The organism is Rhodoferax sp. SPJ4, assembly GCF_058216275.1.
The window spans coordinates 314,264-337,773 of the sequence record NZ_JBYZMN010000003.1 but is presented as its reverse complement, the minus strand read 5'-3'; the positions used below and the strand labels follow the sequence as shown (position 1 = coordinate 337,773).

Sequence of the window (23,510 nt, the reverse complement as noted above, 5' to 3'; positions counted from 1 at the left end):
TTCCATTGACCCCGACCCAGAGCAGCCCACCCCTTGGCTTTTGAATCCATCCTGCGCGAGGTGTTTGGCTACAGCGCCTTCCGCGGCCCGCAGCAGGCCATCGTTGAACATGTGTCGGCCGGCGGTGACGCGCTGGTGCTGATGCCCACCGGCGGTGGCAAGTCGCTGTGTTACCAGATCCCGGCGCTGGCCCGCCAGCGCGCCGGCCAGGGTGTGGCGGTGGTGGTGTCGCCGCTGATCGCGCTGATGCACGACCAGGTGGGTGCTTTGCACGAGGCCGGGGTGGAAGCCGCTTTTCTCAACTCCAGCCTGAGCGGCGACGAGGCCTGGGCGGTGGAAAAGCAGGTGCAGCGCGACGAGTTGACGCTGCTCTACGCCGCGCCGGAGCGGGTCACCACCTCACGCTTCTTGGCCCTGCTGGACGCCTTGCATGCACGCGGCAAGCTGAGCCTGTTTGCCATTGACGAGGCGCATTGCGTCAGCCAATGGGGCCACGACTTCCGGCCCGAATACCGGGCGCTGACCGTGCTGCACGAACGCTACCCCGGTGTGCCGCGGATGGCGCTCACCGCCACCGCGGACGCGCTGACCCGGGCCGACATCGTGGAGCGGCTGCAGCTGGAGGATGCGCGGCAGTTTGTCAGCAGCTTCGACCGGCCCAACATCCGCTACACCATCGTCGAGAAAAAAGACGGCTTGCAGCAGCTGCTGCGCTTCATCGAGCGCGAGCATTCCGACGCCACCGGCCACGACTGCGGCATCGTCTACTGCCAGTCGCGCAAGCGGGTGGAGGAGGTGGCTGGGCAACTGAACGACGCCGGCATCCAGGCCCTGCCCTACCACGCGGGTCTGGACGGCGCGTTGCGCCAGCAGCACCAGGACCGCTTCCTGCGCGAAGAAGGCCTGGTGATGGTGGCCACGGTGGCCTTTGGCATGGGCATCGACAAGCCCGACGTGCGCTTTGTGGCCCACCTCGACATGCCCAAGAACATCGAGGGCTACTACCAGGAAACCGGCCGGGCAGGCCGCGACGGCGAGGCCGCCAACGCCTGGATGGCCTATGGCCTGCAAGACGTGGTCAACCAGGCCCGGATGATCGACGAAAGCCCGGCCGGCGACGATTTCAAGCGGGTGCTGCGCGGCAAACTCGACGCGCTGCTGGCGCTGGCCGAGGCCACCGACTGCCGGCGTGGCCGGCTGCTGGCCTATTTCGACGAGCAGCTGGATGCCGCCTCCCACACCGATGGCCGCTACCGCTGCGGCAACTGCGACAACTGCCTGAACCCGCCGGCGGTCTGGGACGGCACCGAGGCCGCCCGCATGCTGCTGAGCGCCATCTACCGGGTGCAGCAGCACAGTGGCATCGGTTTTGGTTCGGGCCACATCATGGACATCGTGCGCGGCAAGGCCACCGAGAAGGTCAAGCAGTTCGGCCACGAGGCCTTGAGCCCGTTTGGGGTGGGCGCGGCCTTCAGCGAAAGCCAGCTGCGGGCGGTGCTGCGGCAGCTGCTGGCGCTGGGCGCGGTGGCCGTCAACGCCCAGGCCTTCAACACCTTGCAGCTGGCCGAGGGCGCGCGGGCCATCCTCAAAGGCGAGCGGACGGTGTCGCTGCGCGACAGCGGGCCGGCCACCGCCAGCACCAAGTCCCGCCGTGGTGCGACCAGTGCAGCCCGCCAGGCGGTGGCCGCGGCCCTGGACGGCCCGGCCCAGGCCCGACTGGCGGCGCTGCGGGCTTGGCGCGCCGAGGTGGCGCGCAGCCACAACCTGCCGGCCTATGTGATTTTTCACGACGCCACGCTGGCCGCGGTGGCTGAGCGTCATCCCCGCTCGCTGCTGGACCTGGAAGGCATCAGCGGCATTGGCACGAAAAAGCTGGAAGCCTACGGCGAGGCGCTGTTGCTGGCGCTGCGTTCGGTGAGGGAAGACCCCGCTGCCACAGCGGGATGACGCTGGGGAAGGCTCAAGCGGCGTTGCCGAAGAACTGCTGCACCACCTGGGCGGTGGCGTCGGCGCTCAGGGGCTTGGTCAGGTAGGCCTTGATGGCCGGAAACTGCTTGGCGCGCAAATGGTCTTCGGACGACGGCGACGAGGTCAGCATCACCACCACCGCAGCCGGATGCCGGTTGGTCAGCGTGGCGTACTTTTCCAGAAACTCGAAGCCGTTCATGCCCGGCATATTGATGTCGAGGAAGATCAGGTCCACATCGGGTTCGCTGCTGTTCTTCAGGTAGTCCAGCGCCTCGAAACCGGACTCCACCACCACCACGTCTTCCACCGCGCCCGAGCGCTCGATCATGATCTGGTGGTAGACGTTGTCGGCCTCGTTGTCGTCAATCAGCATGACGCGCTCAATCTTTTTCACTCGCATGTCTCCTTGGGGTCAGGCCGCGCTCTGGCCTGGCGGGGGGGCTGTGTGGCGCAGCGGCAGCTCCACATGGAAGCGCGTGCCCTCGCCCAGCGTGGATTCGGCCCAGATGCGGCCATGATGGTACATCGCAACCCGTTTGCACATGGCCAGGCCCAGGCCGCTGCCGTCGAACTCCTTGCGGGAATTCAGCCGGTGGAAGATGCGGAACACCGCGTCCAGCTTGTCTTCGGGAATGCCGATGCCGTTGTCGGCCACGGTCAGGGTGCAGGTCTTTTCGCCCAGTTCGGCCGTGACCTTGACCACCGGCTTGGCGCCGCGCTTCTGGAACTTCAGGCCGTTGCTGACGAGGTTTTGCAGCAGCAGCCGCAGCATGGACGGGTGCGCCGGGATGACGGGCAGGGTGCCGAACTCCAGCGTGGCGTTCTTTTCCCGCAGCGTGCTGTCGACGTCCTGCTGGATCTCGCCCAGCATCACCGTCAGGTCGCAGTCGGCAAAAGCGTCCTCGGGTTGCTCCAGGCGCACGAAACTCATCAGGTCATCGAGCAGGCGGCGCATGCGGCGGCCGGCGCCGTGGATGAAATCGAGGTAACGGCGGCCGGTGGCGTCGAGCTGGGCAGCGTTGTCGGCGCCCAGCATGTTGGAGAAATTGATGATGGAGTTCAGCGGCTCGCGCAGGTCGTGCGACAGGATGTAGATGAACTCTTTTTGCAGCGCATTGACCCGCTCCAGCGAGGACACGGTGGCCCGCAGGTTGGACTCCAGCTGGTGGAACTTGGTCACGTCGCGCGCCCGCACCACCACGCCCAGCACGTTGCCGGCGGTGTCGCGGGCCGGGGTGTAGAGGATGTCCAGGTGTTTCTCGGTCTGGTCGGGCAGAACCAGAATCCAGGCGTGCTCCACGGTATTGCCGTTCAAGGCCTCGTCCAGCAGCGGCTTGGAGTTGCGGTGGAAGGCCTGCTCGCCAATGATGTCGACCACTGGGTGGCCTTCGATCAGGTTCAGCGGCTTGTTGACGTAGTTGCGGTAGGTGTCGTTGACGTAGCGGTAGACGTAGCGCCGGTCGACAAACGACACCATGTCGGACGAGGCCGCGCCGATGGCGCTGAGCTGGGCGCGGATTTCCAGCGCCATGCGCCGCTCATGGGCCAGCGCCCGGTCCTTGAAGGCCAGCAGGCGCAGCACCTCCAGGTGGCCGATGGCCTTGCGGGCCAGCAGCTGCAGGGACTCGATCTGCCCGGCGTTGAGCGTGCGCGGCCGCTGGTCAAGCACACACAGCGCGCCGATGGCCTGGCCGGTGGAGGTGATCAGCGGGGCGGCGGCGTAAAACGCCACATGGGGCGGGCCGGTCACCAAGGGCGTTCTGGCGAAGCGGGGGTCGCGCTGGGTGTCGGGCACCACCAGCACCCGCATCGGCTCCAGCACCGCGTGGGAACACAGCGACAGGTCGCGCGACTCGGGATCGGGCAGGTAATCGACCCCCGGGGTGTACCACTGGGTGGTGCCGTTGATCAGCGACAGCGCCACCATGGGGGTGTCGCAGATCTGCGCCGCCAGCACCGAGATGTCGCGCACCTCGGCGGCAAATTGCACGCCGCCTTCGGCATCGGTGCCGGGCACGGCGGCCATGGGCCGCGGCGTGTCGCGAAGGGCGGCGGGTTCAGCAGCCATGGGGTGGGGTCCAAGAAAACATGTCGCCAGGGGATCGGGAATGACACGGGAGCTTAAACCCGCGGGCACCGGGACAAGCCCCGAACTGCCCCCCAAAAACCCAGCTTACTGCAAAAACCCCATGGCCCGGCCGTCGCGCACCTCGGGCTTGACCCGGTGCTCGGCCTCCAGTTGCAGCAGGAATTCCTCGGCCGACAGCGTGCTGGCCAAAATGTCGGCCTGGCGTTTCACTGCGGCAAAGTCGCCGGGGCACAACAGGTCCAGCCGGGCCAGTCGGGCCCGCGTCGCATCGTCCAGCAGGTCGGCGTCGCCGCCCAGCGCTTCGGTGACGAACATGGCTTCACGCTGCAGGGGGGTGAGCGGCTTGAAACGGATCTTGAAGGTGAAGCGCCGCAGCGCAGCCTGGTCGATGCGGTCGAACAAATTGGTGGTGCAGACAAAAATACCGGCAAAGGCCTCCATGCCCTGCAGCATCTCGTTGACCTCGCTGACCTCGTAGCTGCGCTGGGCGGCGCGGCGGTCCTGCAAATAGCTGTCGGCTTCGTCCAGCACCAGCACCGCCTTCTCGGATTCAGCCTCGCGGAACATGGCAGCCATGTTCTGCTCGGTTTCGCCCACGTACTTGCTCATCAGGTCGCTGGCGCGCTTGACCAGCAGTGGCCGGCCCACCTCGCGGGCGATGTGGGCGGCCAGCGCGGTTTTGCCGGTGCCGGGCGCGCCATAAAAACACAGCGTGCCATGGCCCCGGGCCTTGAGCGCCGACACGATGCGCGGGATGTCGAAGCGCGATTCGACGTTGAGCAAGTCCAGACTGTAGGTGGTGGCCGCTGGCAAGCCGCTGGACTCCCGGCTGCGCTGGCCCAGCGCCAGGTCGGCGCTGCGCAGCTGGCGCTCGATCAGCCCCTCCACCGCCGTGCCCTCGGCACCGTCCACCAGGCTGGCAAAGCGCGCGGCGGTGCGGATTTGCGCAGGCGTCAGGCCCTTGCGGTCGGACAGCCGGGCCACAAAGGCGTCGGACACGGCCACCCCTTCCAGCGTCTTGCGCACCAGGCCTTCGCGCGCGCCGGGCGGCGGCGATTTCAGCTCCAGGTGGTAGGCAAAGCGGCGGCGAAAGGCCGGGTCGATCTGCTCGATGCGGTTGGTGACCCACAGCGTGGGCACCGGGTTGGTTTCCAGGATCTGGTTGACCCAGGCCTTGCCACTGACCGAGCCGCTCATGCCCGACGAGGGCACGGCCTGGTCGGCGCGGGCCATCAGCTGGGCCGCCTCGCTGGAGATGGGCGGGAACACGTCTTCCACCTCGTCGAACAACAACGCGGCCTGGGCGCTGCCTTTCAGAAACACTTGGGCGATCTGCAGCGATCGGTAACGGTCGCGGCCGCTGAGCGAGTTGCCGTCGCGGTCGGCGTATTCCACCTCGTACAACTCCAACCCGGCGGCCTGGGCCACCACCTTGGCCAGTTCAGTTTTACCGGTGCCGGGTGGGCCGTACAGCAGCACGTTGACGCCGGGCGCTTTGCGCGCCACCGCGTTGCGCAGCAGCGCGCTCAGCACCGCCACGTCCTCCGCCACAAAGTCGAAATCGGCCTGACCCAGCGGGCTCTTGACGCTGGGCCGGGTGAACACCGCCATCAGCTCGCTCTCATCGCGGTACTCGCGCATCAGCACCGGTGGCAGCTTCTCGCTGACCTTCATCAGGTCGGCCAGGTCGGTGATGTTGTGCTCGGAAATCAGGTTTTCCACCAGGCCGATGCGCTCCAACCGGGAGCCGGCGCGCAAGGCCTCGCCGATCTCGGTGGCGCTGACGCCGGCCAGCTCGGCCAGCGCCGCATAGGCCTCGGGCGCGTTGTTGACCTTGAACTCCACCAGCAGCGAGCGCAGGTCGCGCTGGTAGCGGGCCAGCGTGCCGTAAAGCAACAAGGCCCGTTCGGCGCGGTTGAGCTGCAGCAAATGGGCCAGCGCGTCGATGTTTTTCTCCACCAGCGTGCTCTGCTTCTTCAGCACATGGGTCAGCCATTCACCGGTGACGGTCAGGGCCGACAGCAGGTCTTTGGGCGCGTCTTTGGCGAATTCGTCCAGGTAGAAAAACAGCGTGCCCTCTTCGTAGGGGCCGCGCCAGGCGCCATGGCGGGCCAGAAAGGCGGTGTTGCCCAGGGCCTCGTGGCCACGCCAGAACTCGTTGCCCACACAGCGCCGAGCCAGAAACTCGCGCAGCCGGGCCAGCACCGGTGTGGGCCACACCAGGTGACGCCCGGCCAGCGACAGCAGGCCATGCAGGTCGCGCCGCAGGTTGAACTTCAGGCCCTGTTTGGCCGCCAGCGTGAGCACGAAATGCGAGCACATCAGGTCCAGCACCGGCGCGTCACGCAGACCCGGTGAGGGACACACCTGCACATCCACAAGACGCTTCACCATGGTGTTGCTGCTCCGAAAAGCGGGGGAAGAGCGAAGGCCGACGCCGTTTTGGCGCCTGGGCTTCACCGCACCATAACGCAGCTTGGCCCATTCTGGAAGTCACCCAGGCACAGAAAGCGGCACAGCGCCACGCTTTTGCGGGCTGTGACTGACTTGGCTCAACGCAGGTGCTTGAGCATGCGCGCTGAAAACCGCTCCGGAATGCCCATGTGGCGCGGCCCCGGCACCAGCCGCACCGGGTCACCCGCGGTCAGGCTGCCGGGCTCGCTGACCGACAGGTAAAAGCCACAAAAACCCGACAAGGCCATCTGCCGCGAGGCCTGGTTGAAACCCATCGCGGCATTGAACTTGTGGCAAGGTTCGCGGGGTGCGCTCACGGTCAATTCGCAGCCGGGAAACACCAGGCGGTCACCCACCCACACATCCCGCTCCAACAGGCCCTGCAGGGTGAGGTTTTCGCCAAAACTGCCCGAGGGCAACGCGTCGTCAATCCCGGCCACGCCGGCCGTCTGCCTGGCCTCGCGCCAGAAGGGGTAATGCTCCGACGGGTAGGCGTACACCGCCTTCTCCAGCCCGCCATGCACCGACAGGTCGGCCTGATCGTCGCCCACCAGCCCCAGCCGCCCCACCGCCACCGGTCCGCCGACAGCGGTTTTGTGGATGGCCGTCAGGATGTGGCGGTCGCCGATATGCACGCGACGGGCCTGGCCCAGCTGGACGGAGATCAGTTGGGGCATGGCGGTGATGTGGGGCTGTTCAGAAAAGCCATATTGACATGGTAAAGCGCCTGGCACCGCTTGCCAGTGACGGGATTCCACAGGAGGCCCGGCTGGAAATTCGCCAGCCGGAGGGCAAGCGGCTAAAATCCGAGGAGTTTTTAGTTCAGCGAAAGCCCGCCATGTCTGCACCTTCCCACAACCACACCCCTGCCACCGGCGAAAAAGACGTCATCGAAGCCATCGTTCCGCACATGCCCATCGTACTGCCAGTGGCTGGCGGTCTGCTGATCTTCTTGCTGGCGTTCATTGCGGTGTTCATGGCCTGACGGCCCAAAGCACCGACCGCTCAAAAAAGACCACCACCGGAACAGCACAAGCTGTTCCGGTGGTGGTCTTTTTTCTGGGTTCAGCGCCAGGCTTCTGGCAGAGACATCAACGAAGGCCCCCAAAAGGCCTGTGAACCATGGGCCCGCTGGACGGGCGCATGGTTCACGACTCAACCGTTCACCGTGTGTCGGTGTTCGATCGCCAGTAGATTTTCTTGCGGGTCTTGCCAATGGAGGGCTGCAGCTTTTGCCCGCCCACCGGCGTGTTGACGGAGCCGTCCAACTTGACGCCACCGATCACCACGATCTGCGTGGTGTTACCCACTTTGACCACGCCTGACACAGGGGACGGGGCCAAACCACCGCCCACGAACACTGCTGACCGGCTACCGCCGCAGAGGTTATTGGAAGCCCCCACCGCACCGGAGCCGTTCAGCAGGTTCACCGCGTAGCCTCTGGCTTCTCCCAGAGGATTGGCACAAGTGGCCGTGCTACCCAGAGGCCGGTTGGTGTTGAAGAACACCACGCCAGCCGATATCAACGCCGACGTGACCGTCTGTTCGCCTCTGCCGTATTCGTTCAGGCTCATGAACCAACCCTTGTCGTCACTGGTGGGCAAAATCTGGCTGGTCGAGCAAGTGTCATCGACCGACACCGTACGGTCGAGCAAGGTATCAAAGTTTTTGGCCACGGATGTCACGTCGGTATCCAGAGCAGACGGGCTGTCCAGATACACGTAAAACCGGTTGACCACTGGCCTGGTGTAGGGGTAACTCAGGGAGGTTGGGTGCTCACGGTCGCCACTGCCAATGGCCACGTACACCTTGTTCTTGTACGGCAGCACAGCAGGTGCGAAAAGGAACTTGCGCCCGCTACCCGTTGTGTAGCCAATTTTGGTGATGGTCCAACTGGCGGAGGTGCGGGCCACAAAGGTTGACGGATCGGTGAAATTGATGCGGTACACGTTGCCACCGGTATCGGCCACGTAGGCCGCATCCACCTTGCCATCCTGGTTGATGTCGATCAGCGAAACGTCCGCCGCCACACTTCGAAGTGTGGTGAACGACTTCACCACCGCACCGGTGTCGGCGTCGAGCACGTAGACGACGTTGCCCAGAGGTGTGGAAGAACAGGCGGGCGCGAAAGCATCGTCGTCCTCGCAGGTGTCATATCCACCGCCCACCACCAGCACCGGGCTGGTCGCCGTCGTGGAGGGATAGCCTGGAATGTTCGCCACGTTGGGCGTGGACCATGTTTGCCCCAGGCGGTCCAAGGTGACGTTGCAGCCGGTTCCGTTGCAAGCCTTCCATTTGAAGGACGGTAACACAGCACCAGATGTGTTGGTGTTCGACATGTCAAACGCGTAAATCGCGTTGCCGCCACGACGCATTGTGGGGTACACCCAGACCTTGTCCGCGACAGACACCGTGGTGGTCGTGGTGCCCACCGTGCTGGTCACGTCCCTGAAGGTCTGGTAGATCCCGCTCGATCCGTCAAAGAAGTAGTCACCGGGTGTGCCAGGAGCCGCTGTTTGACTGGGCGGCGTGGGCGTGGGGCTTTGCACGCTGGGTGTGTTATCCATCAAGCGTTGCAGGTACGGGAAGGACTCAGGCGCCACAAAACTCCATTCTTCAGTGCCGGTGCTCGAGTTGATGGCTCGGAACGTGCCGTCGTTAGCGCCATAAAACACCTTCACACCGGTGGTGCCACCGTAGTCGATCGCCAAAGGCCTCGAATGCACCACGCTGCCATGAATGGACGGCCGCGCATTGGTGGAGGGTGCGCCATTGATCTCGCCGGTGACATCCTGACCCATGATGAAATTCTTCAGGTTGGCGTTGACGGTGGAGTTGTTGGAAATCACCGTGGCATTAGCAAAGTCATCAAGCACCGCACCGTTCAAAGTCTGAATTTTCCGGGCTGTGCTTGCACCACGCAGCATGCTCGCCACACCACCTTTTTCGACGGACGGTCCGTCTGGGTAGTCCGAGTAAGCACTGCCCAAAGTGGTGCAGTCACTTTTTGCAAATGCCAAATCGTCACCCACCGTTTGCCAGGCGGTCCCGGCTGTGGTGGCTTGGGTGAAGTAAACACGTGGCGACGGGTTGGCGACCGTCCCATTGGCCCAGTAACTGCCGGTGTCGTAGTTCCAGAAACTGGCCGCACAGGGTGTAAAGAAACCGGTGTTGGGATTCACCGCAGCAATGGGTGGATTTTGGCTGTCGACCAGATCGGTACCCCCATTCACCGTGCCCAGCACATATTTTTTCAGGTTGCCAAACCAACGTGGCAACGACCGCGAGTCCGGCCGGAAAGTACCCACAAACACCTCGTTGCCGTTCTGGGTTCGGGTGGAGGCGGACACTGGCAATGCAGCCGACGCGAAGGTGGAGTTTTTGGCCTGGATTTCGGCAAAAATATTTTGCAACACCACCTTGATCGCGTTGGCATTGGTGGCCGAGTAATACCCGCCACCGCCGTTCTTGGCCATGCTGCTCAGCAGGCTGGATTGCTGCGCGCTGGGTTGCGCGCCATACACGTCCACCGTGTAGGTGCTGGCGTAGGCTTTGACGTCGGAGCCCGCTACCGGGATGCCCTTCTGGTACATGAAGCGCGCCCACTCATCGGCATTGAAGGTGGCCGTGTCGGTGTTGAAAACCGCGGGATTGCTGGGCACGGATGTCAGCACATCGGCATACCCGACCGCTTGATAACGGTTGCCCGATGGGCAAATGGCCGCCGTGGTGGCCGAACCGTAGGAACAGGTTGAACCACTCGGGCAGGTGTAGTCCGTGGGGGTGCCGGTGGGCTGAGAGGCGTAACAGGCGAAGGTGTTGCCGAGGGTGGTTGTGGTGTTCGAACCTGTCGATGTGCTGGTGGTGACGGTCTTGGTGACGGTCTGAACCAATTGGTATTTGGAATTCTTTGTGGTTCTGGTGACGCTGGGAGTCGCTGTTTGGGTGATCGTCACATGCGAGTCGTTGTTATCCGTGCAGCCGGTCTTGACCGTGTTCTCCACACCGGAGTAGCTACAACTGTAGGTGGTGCTGACCTGTGGATTGTTGGAGGTGTCATTGGTATTGCCTGGACAGACCAGCCCACCGCGGTCGCTGGACGAAGAATTCCACTGCCCGGTGCCATTGCCAACCCTTGAGTAGCAGTTCAAGCTGTTGGCAGACAAGGTCTGTGGCGTCCCAGCAGTGGGCCCACTGACGGTGTCTGGACAGCTCGATGTGACGGTGCTGTTCACCGTCGTGCTGCACGCGTAGGTGGTCGTGGTGGTGACATTGCCCGTCGTGCTGCTGGTGTTTACCGGACAGGCCGGCACGGTACCGGTGTCGCTGCTGGTCCAGTTGGATGGACTGGCATAACAGGAGTTGGTAGAGCCGGTGTTGGTGGTGGTGGTCACCACGCTGTTGCTGCTGGAATTGACCGGTGTTGTGGCCAGCACTGAATAGCGTGACTGGCCACTGGGACAAGCCGCCAAGGCCGTCGTTTTATCGCTGGTGCTGTAGGAGCAACTGGCATACGCGGAATTCGACGTGGGCGGGCACAGTGCCGCATAGTCGGTGGGCGTACCTGTGGGTTGGGATGTGAAACACGCCGACGAATAACCCAAGTTGGTGGGCGTGTTGAGGGTGCTGGAAGTGAACGACTGCAAAGGCAGCTGGCTGGTGTTGCCGCCGGCCGACGACAAGGCCGTCAGATTGGCGCCCGCATCTGCGGTTGGACCACGCGACGGCGGGTTGCCGATGAAGATGATGTAGGTTGACCCGCAGGTGCTGTCAGAGGTGAATGGCGATTTGAAGCGGGTGAAAGCAGAGGTGTAGCCATTGGCGTCAGCCACACTGGCGGGCACATTCACCGACAAGGCCTTGGCGTTGTTGCCCGCCAAGTAGTTGTACACGTCGTAAAACAGATTGCCATAACCCAGACCAGAGTTGTTGCGCTCAATCTGGCTGTCGTTGTAGTTGGCGTAAATCGCGTCCAGCTTTTGCGTGAAGGCGTTTTTGTTGGTTGTGAAACCGGTCCCCATCGGCACGATGGCTTGGCGCACATAGCCGCCATCGTCAGTGCCCGAGCCTCCGGCAGGAATGAATTCCATCATGCCCACTTTAATGCTGCCGGTGAGGCCGCTCACCACACTCTTGATGGCCGCCACTTCGGCCTGAGCTTGGGTGATGGTGCCACCGTTCCCATCGGGAAAGAACTGGTTGTTGCGGGCCCAGTTGGACGTGTTGTCCAGCACAAACAGCACGTTGGGTGCGGTTGCGGCGCCGGTAGCCGTGAAAATATCCGTGTCTCGGCCCAGCACTTCCACTGGCGCCATCAGAAAAGCCGTGGCAAGCGCGGCGGACGCCGCAGCAGCCAATTTGAGTTTAGAGGTCATGGCAACCCTTTCGGTGGGCAGAAATCACGGACAGTAAGAGGTTTTTTCGGCGATGAGGATTCGCTGGCTCACGCCTTGCGCCACATTCACCGCGTTGGTGTCATCGGGGCTGGCTGCCGTGGCATCGATGTTCCACAACGAGCTGGCGCACAGCGAATTGGTGCCGCTGCTGGCACTGGAGCCCGATATGCCCAGGGTGCCCTGTTGGGAACCCGCAATGCAGGCCAGGTCGGTGTCCTTGGTGACGTCCAAGTCATTGGTGGGAATGGCGTTGGCCGACACGCAATTGACCGCCACCGTGACCTTGAAGTCCTGCTTGGCGGTGGTTCCACCGTTGCTGGAAGTGCACAGCACGTTCACACCGCCGGAGGTGCAGTTGGACACCGTGATGGCCGCGTTCGGGTTGACGGTGAAGTTGGACGAGTTGATGACTGTCTCAATGGCCTGATCGGCTGCCGCCACACCTTTGACCTGCTGCTGGGCGTTGGAAATCACCACCGTCTGGAACACACCCAACCGGAATGACGCCACGGCCATGACGGTCAACACAAACAACATGACCAGGCCCACCAGCAGGGTCATGCCCTGTTGTGCAGCACGCATGCGTCGAATAGGACGGACTGTCATTCCAAACGCCCTTCAATGTTGTTCAGCCTGACCACGGTGGTGTAGGCATGGCGCTTGTAGTTGTCACTGAACGAGAAGTTCGTCGGTCCTAATGAATAGACCTTGGTGGTGGTGTAGCCCGGTGTCGGCTCGGTGTTCCTGGCCAGAAAATGCACCTTGACGGCCGTCACATTCGCCCAGTTTTGCTGGCAAACCACGCCCGTGCAAGTGTTGTAAGTGGAAGGATTGGTGGTGTAGATCGGTGGGGTTATGGCAGTGGAATAAACGCCATATTCCAACTTCATTTGCTCAATGCCCGTGACCAACGGCGTCACTGTGAACCCGGTGGCACCGAGATCCGCCACCTTCAGCGTGGGAATGCCGTCGCCCGGCTTGTTGTTGTCCGACACGAAATAGATGCGGGTCACAAAGGACCGGATGTTGGCCGGCGTGACGCAATCCGGCTTCATCAGCACAAACTTGGTGTCGTCTGTGTCCACAACATAGGCATTGGGGTTGGTCTGGCACAGCGACTTCTGAAAATAGAAGTACTTGCTGACATCTTTGGCTGCGCAACCGGCACCGCCTTGAACACAGGTGCTGGCACGCCGAACCACCAGCACGTCGCTGTTCATGCGCACATTTTGCCCAACCAGGCAGGTCACCGATGTGGTGGTGGCGTTTTGTACCCCTTGAACAGGCAGCGCCACCGCGGCCGTCAACCCGGCACTGGTGACATCACACGGGTCTGGCAGAGCGGCGGGCACTGTCAAAGTCGCCGGGTTCATTTCGGCGTAGTACCCAGCCAGCTTGAGTTCTTCGATCAGTTGCTGGGTGGCAAAACGGCCGTTCTCAATTTGCTGGCTGGTTTTCTCAATCTCACCCCGGGCGCGGCTGCTGTTGGCAAACACCACCGCCAGGGACGTGAGAATCAGCAAGCCCAGGGCGATGCCAATCAGCAACTCAATCAGGGACACGCCCCGAGAACGATGGAAGCGGGGTGCGGTCATGGTGCGGTCAAGTCAGACACCACCACCAGTTGGGTGAGGGCGCGTCGAAAGGTGTCGGTTCCATAGCTTCCCGAACCGCATGTCTGCACGGGGGTGGACAGGGGCGTCAGGCCTTGCCAGACGACTGTCACCGCGTAGGTAGGGGGGACAGCGCCGGTAATCAAATCAATGCAGCCGCGGGCATCCACCATGGCTCCTACGCTGTTGGCGGTGGATGCCGAACTCGCCTTCTCTGCCGCACCCTTCAGTTGCCGGCTCCACTCGCATTGGTCAAGCGCTGACCCGGTGAGACCGGCGCATGAGGCTGGCTGGGCGTCTCCGGTGCCGAGGGGCGTTGAACCGGTGAGGTAGGCCGCCACCTGGGTTCGGTTGGCCGACAAACGGTTGGCCATGTCCTGCACCAGCAGCAATGCCTGCGCCCTCTGAAACGAATCCGTCTCCGAACTCTGCACCCGGGCCTGCATGCCGGCCATGCCCAAGAGTCCAAAAGCCAGAATGACCATGGTGATCAACACCTCAATCAGGCTGAATCCTTGCTGCCGCTTTTTGATCGGTTGAAACATGTTCATGTTCAGCATCCCGAGGTACTGATCAAGGCCTGCCCCGATGGGGACACTTGAACGCACCGAATGTCCGTGACCGAGGGACTGGCCACCTTGAATGTGGCGTCCAGCGCGGCAGTGGTTCGGCCCGAACGCTGGTAGATCACGGCCACCGGCCCTGTCACCGTGATGCCGCCAATGGCCTCGGTGACAGCCAGGGTGACCGTGGGTGAAAGTGGGTCAAAAACTTTCCAGCCAGATGCCCAGTCGGTGGAAGTGACCGGCGCCATGGTGACGTTGGCGTTGCGCTTCAAGGCTTCAGCGCGGGTGAAGTTCAAAGACGCCTGAATGGACGATGCGGCACTTTTGATGCGCTGGCGCGCGATGATGGGGGTGAACGAGGGTGCAGACACCGCCGCCAAGATGGCCAAGATGGCCAAAACCACCATCAATTCAATGGCGGTGAATCCACGACTGCGAATGCGAAGGGCACACATCACCATTTGTCCGCCGGAAACTTGGCGCCGGTGCTGTCGATCTTCAGTACGGACACGTCCTTGGCCTGGGAACCGATCGCCGTGGCAGTGATGGTGAAGGCCGGCGGGCTGGTCTGGGCCGCGTTGGCGATGGTGCCGGTGGCGATGACTGGTGTGCCGTAATAAGGCAACACATTGGCCGGAACAGCCACGAGTTGGGTGATCGTTGTGGCGTATGCCCTGTTGTCAATGAAATAGGCGTGCTGACGCTGCGCCAAATCCATCAAATAGGTTTCAGCATCGGCACGACGCCCTTTTCGAATGGAGTTGTTGTAGGACGGCAACGCAACCGAAGCCAAAATGGCCACGATGGCCACCGTGATCATCAATTCGATCAGCGTGAAGCCGCTGCGCCGGCGCATCGATGCGAAGTGAAGTCGTTGTGTCATGGAATGAGTATCACATTGATCGCGAGTCCGCCCGAGCCACTCGACCAACTGAACGGTCCGATGCGGCCTCGGCCGGTAAGAAGGGCGCCTGAACCACCAGTCAGCCTCTTATGTTCGATGTTACATAGGCTCACCATTAGCGCCCAGCCGTTCAACACCGGCAGATCACCGCTTGTCTGTACTCGCGGCGCGATCAACGCGGCGGCAGGCCCATCGCGGCCGACGCCATCGCCGCGTTGCAGGTTCAAATGCGTCCCGCCCAAAAGAAACCCCGCTGCAGGGCAGCGGGGTTTCTTAGATGACTGACCAACCAGTCAGTCTGCGTGGCGACAGCACTCAATGAAGCGCCATCGATGCCACGGGCTGGTCATGGAAAGCTGAACGGGCAAGGAGTCGACTGCACAAAGTTCAGGTTGTTGTTGGCGCGGTCCAGCGCGTTCTTCAGCGCCTCCTGGTAGGCACGCTGCGAATGACCACTCAGGGTCAGCCCATACTGACCCAGCGACTGGTCGGCCTCGGCCATCACCGCGCTCACACTGGCAAACCCGATCGCGTTCGCTGACACCACCCCGGGCGCATAGATCAGCGCGCTGCCATTGACGAAAGAATGGTTCACATTCAGCCTCATGGCCGCCAGCTGGGCCGAGAGCATGTTCGCCATGTTGGTGGCGGTGGCATTCAGAATCCAAGTGCGGAAGGCGGCGTAGCTTGCTGGATCGAATGCACTGCCGTTGGCGTTGCGCAGGTTGAGTTGCACCAAAGAGCTCAGGTCGTAGGCAGTGAAGGCCGCCGCCCCGTTTTTGTTGCTCCAGAAGCCCAACGTCAGGCCGCCACCTTTGCCCAGGCAGATGTTGCCAAAGGCCACCGTCTTGGTTTCCTGATCGGCCAGCGTCACCGACTGCGTGACAGCGGTGGTTGGCAGCCAGTTGATCTCATTGGGCATGTATTCGGTCACGGTGCAGATGCCGGGGTCGACCAGGGCCGAGACAGGGGTGTAGCGGTCGTTGGTGATGCAGCCGCTGATGGCCACCTTCCAGTCGATGAGCTCGATTTCACCGAAGTTCTGCGTACCGTCCGCGTTGGTGTCATAGAACTTGATGACCTTGAGCGTCGCCATGGGCGTGGACTGCGTGGTCAGGTCGGATTTGACTTTGAAGTTGTCGGTCTTGGTGGCGCCATTCGGGAAACCCGGGTCCATGCTGACCCACACCTTGTATTCGCCGCCGTTGTTGTCGGTGTCGTTGTAGCCCACTGCCAAGTTGGGACGAATCAGTGCGCTGTACAACTGCAGGCAAGGCGTGATCGATCCTCCGATCGCGGTGGCGGGCCGCTCGTTCACCGCCCCGACACTGGTGCCCAGGAGCAGGCTTCCGCTGGGATTCGTTACCTTCACGTAGTAGCTGCCGTCAGGCAATCCCGCCGAGCCGGGGTGCCTGGGCCCGCCGTTCAAATACACGTCTTGTTTGTCTTTGAAGATGTTCAAGTCGGTGCCATTGCAGGTGACATCCGAGGTGAATATGGCGCCGGAGAGTGCCTGGGCCTGGGTTGGCGTGGGCGCCACCAGGCAAACGCTCGCCAGCACAAGAAGCAGCCATCTATTCAGCCATCCGAAGGCACTTTGGCTTTGATAAAACAGGGGCAACATGAGGAATCTCCCGGGTGAATTGGTGAAACGGGGGGCCCGTCGGCACGGGCGGGGGCAACGGATCGGTGGTCAAAAGCGGGGTCAGCATGGATCTCCTTGGTGAATGCACCCACACCTCCAAACGGCTGAAGACGGGCGTCCGTGACATGGAAAACGGCGCCCCACGCGTTGCGATGTCAGTGCTGCATCCTGGTTGGGGGGCTGTAACACTAGGTCACACCCAAGGCGGTTTCAACCCACCGAAAGACGGGGCGTTTTCAACCATGGGCAGGTGCAGCCGCGCTGCTTTTGGGGGTGAACTTGTTTGTATTCAACGACTTGGGGGACCTTATTCAGGCAAACCGGGTCTGTCGCGCATGCAGTTGGCTGCTTGCCCAAGCCCTCAAGCACAGCAAACAAAAGTTCCAAGCACGCCGACGGGCAGGCGACACGTGCATTGCGTTGTTTTTCGCCCAGTCACCCCGCCACATAACCTTATGCAAGTTTTGCATGGATGGTGCGGGACAGGCGGAGCCCAAATTCATAAAATAGACACTCTTGGCCGACCCGCGGTTCGCTTGGGGGCTCACCCGCCTTTTTGCGACACCTGCGCTGTGCGCACCCCGCCAGCATTCCCGCCCGCCGACCGAGCCCTTGGCCGAAGTCAGACCGATTTCAAAAAGCCAGCGCTCGTCCATCACATCCCGTGTGCCTGAGCCTCTTTTTGAAATCAGTTTTCAAACTTAGGAGCCTTCAATGAACTCACCAGCGATGCAGGGCCTGCCGATTCAGGCGCCCAGCTTTGTCAAGAACCCCAAGCTGATTGCCTGGGTGGCCGACATGGCCGCGCTGTGCAAGCCCGATTCGGTGTACTGGTGCGACGGCAGCCAGGCCGAGTACGACCGCCTGTGCCAGCTGCTGGTGGACGCCGGCACTTTCACCCGCCTGAACGCGGCCAAGCGCCCCAACAGCTTCCTGGCCTGCTCCGACCCGTCGGACGTGGCCCGGGTGGAAGACCGCACCTACATCTGCAGCGCCAAGAAGGAAGACGCCGGCCCCACCAACAACTGGATGGACCCGGCCGAGATGCGCACCACCCTGCAGCCGCTGTTCGACGGTTGCATGAAGGGCCGCACCATGTACGTGGTGCCCTTCTCCATGGGCCCGCTGGGCAGCCCCATCGCCCACATCGGCATTGAGCTGAGCGACAGCCCTTATGTGGCCGTCAACATGCGCATCATGACCCGCATGGGCAAGGGCGTGTACGACGTGCTGGGCGTCAATGGCGAATTCGTGCCCTGCGTGCACACCGTGGGCGCACCGCTGGCCGCCGGCCAGGCCGACAGCAAGTGGCCTTGCAACAAGACCAAGTACATCGTCCACTACCCCGAGACCCGCGAGATCTGGTCTTACGGTTCCGGCTACGGCGGCAACGCGCTGCTGGGCAAGAAGTGCTTCGCGCTGCGCATCGCCTCCAACATGGGCCGCGACGAAGGCTGGCTGGCCGAGCACATGCTGATCCTGGGCGTCACCAACCCCGAGGGCAAGAAATACCACGTGGCCGCCGCCTTCCCCAGCGCCTGTGGCAAGACCAACTTCGCCATGCTGATCCCGCCGGCCGGCTTCACCGGCTGGAGCGTCACCACCATCGGTGACGACATCGCCTGGATCAAGCCCCAGGCCGACGGCACGCTGCGCGCCATCAACCCCGAAGCCGGCTACTTTGGCGTGGCTCCGGGCACCAACACGCTGACCAACCCCAACTGCATGGCCAGCCTGAACGAGAACGTGATCTTCACCAACGTCGCGCTGACCGACGACGGCGACGTCTGGTGGGAAGGCATGGGCGACGCCCCGGCCCACGCCATCGACTGGCAGGGCAAGGACTGGACCCCGGCGATTGCCAAGGAAACCGGCGCCAAGGCCGCCCACCCCAACGCCCGCTTCACCGTGGCCGCCGCCAACAACCCGGCACTCGATCCCGAATGGGACAACCCCGCCGGCGTGAAGATCGACGCCTTCATCTTTGGCGGCCGCCGCTCCACCACCGTGCCGCTGGTCACCGAAGCGCGTGACTGGACCGAAGGCGTTTACATGGCCGCCACCATGGGTTCGGAAACCACCGCCGCGGCCTTCGGCCAGCAGGGCGTGGTGCGCCGCGACCCCTTCGCCATGCTGCCCTTCATGGGCTACAACATGAGCGACTACTTCCAGCACTGGCTCAACCTGGGCACCAAGCTGCAGGCCGCTGGCGCCAAGCTGCCCGGCATCTACTGCGTCAACTGGTTCCGCAAGAACGAGGACGGCAAGTTCGCATGGCCGGGCTACGGCGAGAACATGCGTGTGCTGAAGTGGATGATCGACCGCATCGAGGGCAAGGCCCAAGGTGTCGAGCATGTCTTCGGCGTCAGCCCCAGCTACGACGAACTCAACTGGACCGGCCTGAACTTCAGCCTGGAGCAGTTCAACACCGTCACCAGCATCGACAAGGCCGCCTGGCTGGCCGAGCTGAAGCTGCATGACGAACTGTTCGAGCAACTGGCCCACCGCCTGCCCGCAGAGCTGCCCGCCACCAAGGCCCGCATCGCCGAACGCCTCGGCGCCTGATTTTCTGAGTTGAACACGCGGCCCCACCCGGGCTGCGCTGTCCCGCCGCCCAGGCCACAAACCTGGGCGGCTTTTTCTTGGGCGCTACAAAAACCAAGCGAACGTGAAAAAGCCGCGGGTGACCGCGGCTTGGCAATTGAGGCGCTGGCCCGCAGCGCTGGACGTTCAGGCCTGTTCGCGCGACAAGGCCCAGCGCAGGTCGGCCATCACCCGGGGGTCGGTCTGCGCCAGTGCCCACAGCCGGCTGTCTTGGACGGCCGCGCGGCGGCGCTGGGCCTGTTCGGACCAGAGGGCACGCACCTGCCGTGCCAGACGCAGGCTGGGGTTGGCCAGCAAGGCCAGCGCGGCGAAGGCCACCGTCCACAACGCAATCCACGCGGCCAGCAAATGGCCTTCGGACCAAGCGTCAATCACCTGCTGGGCCACCACCAGCACCGCCGCCACCATGGACGCCAGCAGCAGCGTGGCCAGCACACGCGAGGCGTCCAAGGGACGGGCAACGGTGGCAGAGGGACGACCGGAATGGGTGAGGGTGGTCATGGTGAACTCCTGAAATGGTCTGGATGACGTCTCAATACTAGGGTTTACACTGGTAATGTTCAACTTTAGATTGATGATGCTTAATATTCACCATGTGAATGGTTTGCGCCGTCTTTTCCACCTCGTCAGGAGCGCCCGCTGAGCACCCCCAATTTCCGCACGCTGGACCTCAACCTGCTGCGTGTGTTCAACGAAGTCATGGCCGAGCGCAACCTGACCCGGGCAGCGCACAAGCTGGCCCTGACCCAGCCCGCGGTGAGCAACGCCATGCGCCGGCTGCGCGGGGCCCTGGGCGACGACCTGGTGCGCCGCGAAGGCGCGGGGGTGGTGCCCACGCCCAAGGCGCTGGCGCTGTGGCCGGCGGTGCGCGATGCGCTGCACCAGCTCGAAGCCCTGCTGGTGCCCCAGCCCTTTGTGCCCGCCGAGGCCACCGACACGCTGGTGCTGGCCATGGCCGACGCCACCGCGGCCGATCTGATGCCGGCCCTGGTGGGGGTGCTGGCGCGCGAGGCGCCCGGCGTGTCTCTGCGGGTGGTGCCGCTGACCACCCGCGACCCCCGGCGTTTGCTCGACGAGGGCGGGGCCGACTTGGCCATCGGCTATTTCCCGGCGGTGATTGCCGACCTGACCGCCCGCGTCCAGTCCGCCGAGGCAGTGGGGTTTGCCCACCAGCGGCTGTACGACGGCGAGTATGTGTGTGTGATGCGACGCGGCCACCCGCTGGCCCGCGGTCCCCTGACGCTGGGCCGCTACTGCGCCGCCCGCCATTTGCTGGTGAGTTTCTCCGGCCGGCCTTACGGCTTTGTCGACGAGGCCCTGGCCGCGTTGAGCCTGCAGCGGCGGGTGGTGGTCACGGTGAACCAGTTCTTCACCGCCGGCCGGGTGGTGGCCAGCTCCGACCTGCTGGCGGTGCTGCCCCGCCACTTTGTGCCCATGACCGGCATGGCCGACGCGCTGGTGCTGCGCGAGCTGCCCATGCATTTGCCCACCGTGCATGTGGACACGCTGTGGCACGAGCGCACGGAGCGCCTGGGCGCCCACCGCTGGCTGCGCCAGGCCCTGCTCGCCGCCAGCCAGCAGGCTTTCACCACCAGCTAAACGCGGCTTGGTTTTTCAACGATGTGAGCGCTAGCTCAGGCGGTTTCTGCTTCCAGGCTTTGCGTCAGCGTGGGGTAGTCGGTGTAGCCTGCAACGCCGCCGCCGTAAAAGGTGGCGCGATCGGGCTTGTTGAACGGGCCGCCGGCCTTCAGCCGCTCCACCAGGTCCGGGTTGGCGATGTAGAGCTGGCCAAAGGCCACCAGGTCAGCGCCGTCGGCCAGAGCCTGGCCGGCCAGTTCGGTGGTGTAGCCGTTGTTCACCATCCAGGCGCCCTGGCCGCCGGCCGCGCGGTAGGCCTGGCGCAGCGCGGCGTAGTCAAACGGCGTGTCGCCCTGCTGGAAGTCGCGTGCGCCGCCGGTCGCCCCTTCAATCAGGTGCAGGTAGGCCAGGCCCAACGGCGCCAGCTGTTCGACCACATGGGTGAACAGCGGCTGCGGATGGGGGTCGCTGGCGTCGTTGGCCGGTGTCACCGGCGACAGCCGCAGGCCCACTTTGCCGCCGCCGATCTCAGCCGCCACCGCCTGCATCACCTCCAGCAGCAAACGGGCGCGGTTTTCGATGCGGCCGCCGTAGGCGTCGCTGCGGTGGTTGCTGCCGGAGCGAAGAAACTGGTCCAGCAGGTAGCCGTTGGCGCCATGCACCTCCACGCCGTCAAAACCGGCGGCAATCGCGTTGCGGGCGGCGCGTCGGTAGTCGTCGATGAGGCCGGGCAGCTCGTTCAGTTCGAGCGCACGCGGGGCCGAGGTGTCCACAAAGCGGGGCTGGCAGTCCTGGATCAGCACGGTCTTGGTCTTGGCGGTGATGGCCGAGGGCGCCACCGGAGCACCATTGTTCGGCTGCAGGTCGGTGTGCGACACCCGGCCCACATGCCACAGTTGCACCACGATCTTGCCGCCGGCGGCATGCACCGCTTCGGTCACCACCCGCCAGCCCTGGACCTGCGCGTCGCTCCACAGGCCGGGCACATCGGCATAGCCCTGACCTTGGTGGCTGATGGCGGTGGCCTCGGTCACCAGCAAGCCGGCACTGGCGCGCTGGGCGTAGTAGGTGGCCATCAGGGCGGTGGGCTGGGCGCCAGGAGCGCGGTTACGGGTCAGCGGCGCCATCACGACGCGGTTGGCCAGCGACAGGCGACCGGCCTGGACGGGTTCAAACAAGGCATTCGACATGGGTTCTCCAGAAAACAATGGCTTCAGGTTACGTGTTCGGCGGTGGCCTTGCCGGCCGCATGTTGTTGTGATTTGCGGTAGGAGCGAGCCCGCTGGCGCCAGGTTCAGCGACGCCAGCCGCCCAGCCGGATGGCGGTGGCCATCGTCGCCGCATAGACAAACAGGCTGACGGCCACCACGGCAAAGAATGCCGGGGCCGGTGCTTGCAGAAGCCGCACACAGACCCAGCCACCGACCGCCACCACCGCCAGGCGGGCCGTGCTGGCAACCAGCGGCCAGAACATGCGCCCCGCGCCCTGCGACGCAAAAAACAGCGCCAGGCCCAGACCGAACAGCCCGTAACAGCCGCCAACGATGTGCAAATAGGTGGCGCCATCCGCCCGCACCGTGGTGTCGGTCGTGAACCCATCCATCCACAGCGCCGGCCACAGGGCGGCCACCACACCGATGCCGCCCGTGACAGCGGCCACGATGGCACCACCCAGCCAGGTGACGCGCAGGGCCCGGTCGGTCTGGCCCGCCCCCATGTTGGTGGCCACCAGGGCGGTGAGCGCCGTGCCGAAGCCAAACGCGATGGGCACCAGGATGTATTCCAGCCGCGCGGCCACGCCAAAGCCAGCCAGCGTGGTGACACCGTAGCTGCCCACCACCGCCGTGGCCACCGCGATGGAGGCGTTACTGAGCACCGGGCTCAGCGAGGCCGGCAGACCCACCCGCAGGATGGCCACCAGCAGGTCGGTGCGCAGCCGCCAAGGGGTGCGCAACAGGTGAACCGCGCCGTCGCGACGCAGCAGGGAGGCCAGCATCACCAGGGCTGCCAGGCCGTTGGCGGTGAGGGTGCTGATGGCCGCACCCGCCACCCCCAGGCCCGGCACCGGGCCCCAGCCAAACACCAGCAAGGGACACAGCAGCAAATGAACTGCCGCTGTCAGCAGCATCAGCAGCGACGGCAGCAGCATGTTGCCTGCGCCCCGCACGATGGCGGCCAGCACATTGGTCCACCAGACCACGATGGCGCCGCTGAACAACACCGTGGAGTAGGCCAGCGCATCGGTGAGCGCCGGGCCATGCCCACCCATGGCGACGTAGACCGCACGGCCTCCACCCACCAGCACCCCCGTGAACAAGGCCGCCATCAGCGTGGCGATCAGCAAGGCGTGCTGGGCCAGGCGGCTGGCCTCCTCGCGCTGCCCTGCGCCCAGGGCGCGGGCCACCGCTGCCGTGCTGGCGCCACCGATGCCGCCGGCCGACATCTGCAGCATCAACATGGACAGCGGGAACACCAGCGCAATGGCGGCCAGGGCATTGGCCCCCAGCCGGCCGAGGATGAAGCCGTCATAGCCGATCACCACGGTGGTGGCAAACAGTCCGATCACGTTGGGCATGGCCAGTCGGAACAGCGTGGGCAACAACGGTGCATTCAGCATCTGCTGGGTGCGCGAGGCCATGGCCTGGCCGGCGGTGGCCGCAGGGGCGGAAGAGAGGGTGTTCATGGAATGGTGT

18 protein-coding genes are annotated in these 23,510 nt (G+C 63.9%); 4 read left to right on the top strand and 14 right to left on the bottom strand.

Annotated features, from left to right (window positions below; all coding sequences use genetic code 11):
* The first annotated feature begins 33 nt into the window (after positions 1–33).
* Complete coding sequence (recQ, locus tag AC4BAR_RS12765) at positions 34–1,947, top strand: DNA helicase RecQ (protein WP_490628243.1); 1,914 nt, start codon at positions 34–36, stop codon at positions 1,945–1,947.
* 13 nt (positions 1,948–1,960) lie between these two features.
* Here the strand turns inward: recQ and AC4BAR_RS12760 are convergent, their stop codons facing one another.
* The 4 genes from AC4BAR_RS12760 to AC4BAR_RS12745 all read right to left on the bottom strand — a co-directional run bounded on the left by AC4BAR_RS12760 (position 1,961) and on the right by AC4BAR_RS12745 (position 7,188).
* On the bottom strand, positions 1,961–2,362 hold the full coding sequence (locus AC4BAR_RS12760) for a response regulator (protein WP_490628242.1): 402 nt from the start codon (positions 2,360–2,362) through the stop codon (positions 1,961–1,963).
* A gap of 18 nt (positions 2,363–2,380) precedes the next feature.
* Positions 2,381–4,036, bottom strand: coding sequence for a GAF domain-containing sensor histidine kinase (locus AC4BAR_RS12755; RefSeq protein ID WP_490628241.1), 1,656 nt, complete (start codon positions 4,034–4,036; stop codon positions 2,381–2,383).
* Between the two features lie 105 nt (positions 4,037–4,141).
* Entirely contained in the window at positions 4,142–6,451 is a 2,310-nt protein-coding gene (locus AC4BAR_RS12750; RefSeq protein WP_490628240.1) for an ATP-binding protein, read from the bottom strand.
* Positions 6,452–6,609: 158 nt separating this feature from the next.
* Positions 6,610–7,188 (bottom strand): MOSC domain-containing protein, encoded by a 579-nt coding sequence (locus AC4BAR_RS12745; protein WP_490628239.1) that lies wholly within the window; start codon positions 7,186–7,188, stop codon positions 6,610–6,612.
* A 38-nt stretch (positions 7,189–7,226) separates the two neighbouring features.
* On the opposite strand from AC4BAR_RS12745, the gene AC4BAR_RS12740 reads away from it, so the two are divergent.
* Entirely contained in the window at positions 7,227–7,496 is a 270-nt protein-coding gene (locus tag AC4BAR_RS12740) for a hypothetical protein (RefSeq protein WP_490628328.1), read from the top strand.
* 178 nt (positions 7,497–7,674) lie between these two features.
* Here AC4BAR_RS12740 and AC4BAR_RS12735 read toward each other — a convergent pair whose 3' ends face one another.
* The 7 genes from AC4BAR_RS12735 to AC4BAR_RS12705 form a co-directional block, all read right to left on the bottom strand.
* Positions 7,675–11,886, bottom strand: a complete 4,212-nt coding sequence (locus AC4BAR_RS12735; protein WP_490628238.1) for a pilus assembly protein — start codon at positions 11,884–11,886, stop codon at positions 7,675–7,677.
* Between the two features lie 24 nt (positions 11,887–11,910).
* Positions 11,911–12,468, bottom strand: a complete 558-nt coding sequence (locus AC4BAR_RS12730; RefSeq protein ID WP_490628237.1) for a hypothetical protein — start codon at positions 12,466–12,468, stop codon at positions 11,911–11,913.
* Between the two features lie 41 nt (positions 12,469–12,509).
* Positions 12,510–13,502 carry a PilW family protein gene (locus AC4BAR_RS12725; protein ID WP_490628236.1) on the bottom strand — a complete coding sequence of 331 codons (993 nt, stop codon included), beginning with the start codon at positions 13,500–13,502 and terminating at the stop codon, positions 12,510–12,512.
* Positions 13,499–14,065 carry a type IV pilus modification protein PilV gene (gene pilV, locus AC4BAR_RS12720; protein ID WP_490628235.1) on the bottom strand — a complete coding sequence of 189 codons (567 nt, stop codon included), beginning with the start codon at positions 14,063–14,065 and terminating at the stop codon, positions 13,499–13,501. Before pilV ends, AC4BAR_RS12725 begins: the two co-directional genes overlap by 4 nt.
* Before the next feature lie 8 nt (positions 14,066–14,073).
* On the bottom strand, positions 14,074–14,541 hold the full coding sequence (locus AC4BAR_RS12715; RefSeq protein ID WP_490628234.1) for a GspH/FimT family pseudopilin: 468 nt from the start codon (positions 14,539–14,541) through the stop codon (positions 14,074–14,076).
* On the bottom strand, positions 14,541–14,969 hold the full coding sequence (locus AC4BAR_RS12710; RefSeq protein WP_490628233.1) for a type IV pilin protein: 429 nt from the start codon (positions 14,967–14,969) through the stop codon (positions 14,541–14,543). The genes AC4BAR_RS12715 and AC4BAR_RS12710 overlap by 1 nt, the downstream gene beginning before the upstream one ends.
* 367 nt (positions 14,970–15,336) lie before the next feature.
* Complete coding sequence (locus AC4BAR_RS12705; protein ID WP_490628232.1) at positions 15,337–16,614, bottom strand: hypothetical protein; 1,278 nt, start codon at positions 16,612–16,614, stop codon at positions 15,337–15,339.
* A gap of 735 nt (positions 16,615–17,349) precedes the next feature.
* Here AC4BAR_RS12705 and AC4BAR_RS12700 point away from each other — a divergent pair.
* On the top strand, positions 17,350–19,200 hold the full coding sequence (locus AC4BAR_RS12700) for a phosphoenolpyruvate carboxykinase (GTP) (RefSeq protein ID WP_490628231.1): 1,851 nt from the start codon (positions 17,350–17,352) through the stop codon (positions 19,198–19,200).
* A gap of 165 nt (positions 19,201–19,365) precedes the next feature.
* Here the strand turns inward: AC4BAR_RS12700 and AC4BAR_RS12695 are convergent, their stop codons facing one another.
* Positions 19,366–19,740 carry a hypothetical protein gene (locus tag AC4BAR_RS12695; protein WP_490628230.1) on the bottom strand — a complete coding sequence of 125 codons (375 nt, stop codon included), beginning with the start codon at positions 19,738–19,740 and terminating at the stop codon, positions 19,366–19,368.
* A gap of 138 nt (positions 19,741–19,878) precedes the next feature.
* Here AC4BAR_RS12695 and AC4BAR_RS12690 point away from each other — a divergent pair, with 138 nt between their 5' ends.
* Positions 19,879–20,838, top strand: a complete 960-nt coding sequence (locus AC4BAR_RS12690) for a LysR family transcriptional regulator (protein ID WP_490628326.1) — start codon at positions 19,879–19,881, stop codon at positions 20,836–20,838.
* Between the two features lie 35 nt (positions 20,839–20,873).
* Here AC4BAR_RS12690 and AC4BAR_RS12685 read toward each other — a convergent pair whose 3' ends face one another.
* Together AC4BAR_RS12685 and AC4BAR_RS12680 are read right to left on the bottom strand one after the other, a co-directional pair.
* The gene (locus AC4BAR_RS12685) at positions 20,874–22,007 is read right to left on the bottom strand and encodes an alkene reductase (RefSeq protein WP_490628229.1); all 1,134 of its coding nucleotides are present in this window, start codon (positions 22,005–22,007) and stop codon (positions 20,874–20,876) included.
* A gap of 104 nt (positions 22,008–22,111) precedes the next feature.
* On the bottom strand, positions 22,112–23,500 hold the full coding sequence (locus AC4BAR_RS12680; RefSeq protein WP_490628228.1) for an MATE family efflux transporter: 1,389 nt from the start codon (positions 23,498–23,500) through the stop codon (positions 22,112–22,114).
* Positions 23,501–23,510 lie beyond the last annotated feature (10 nt).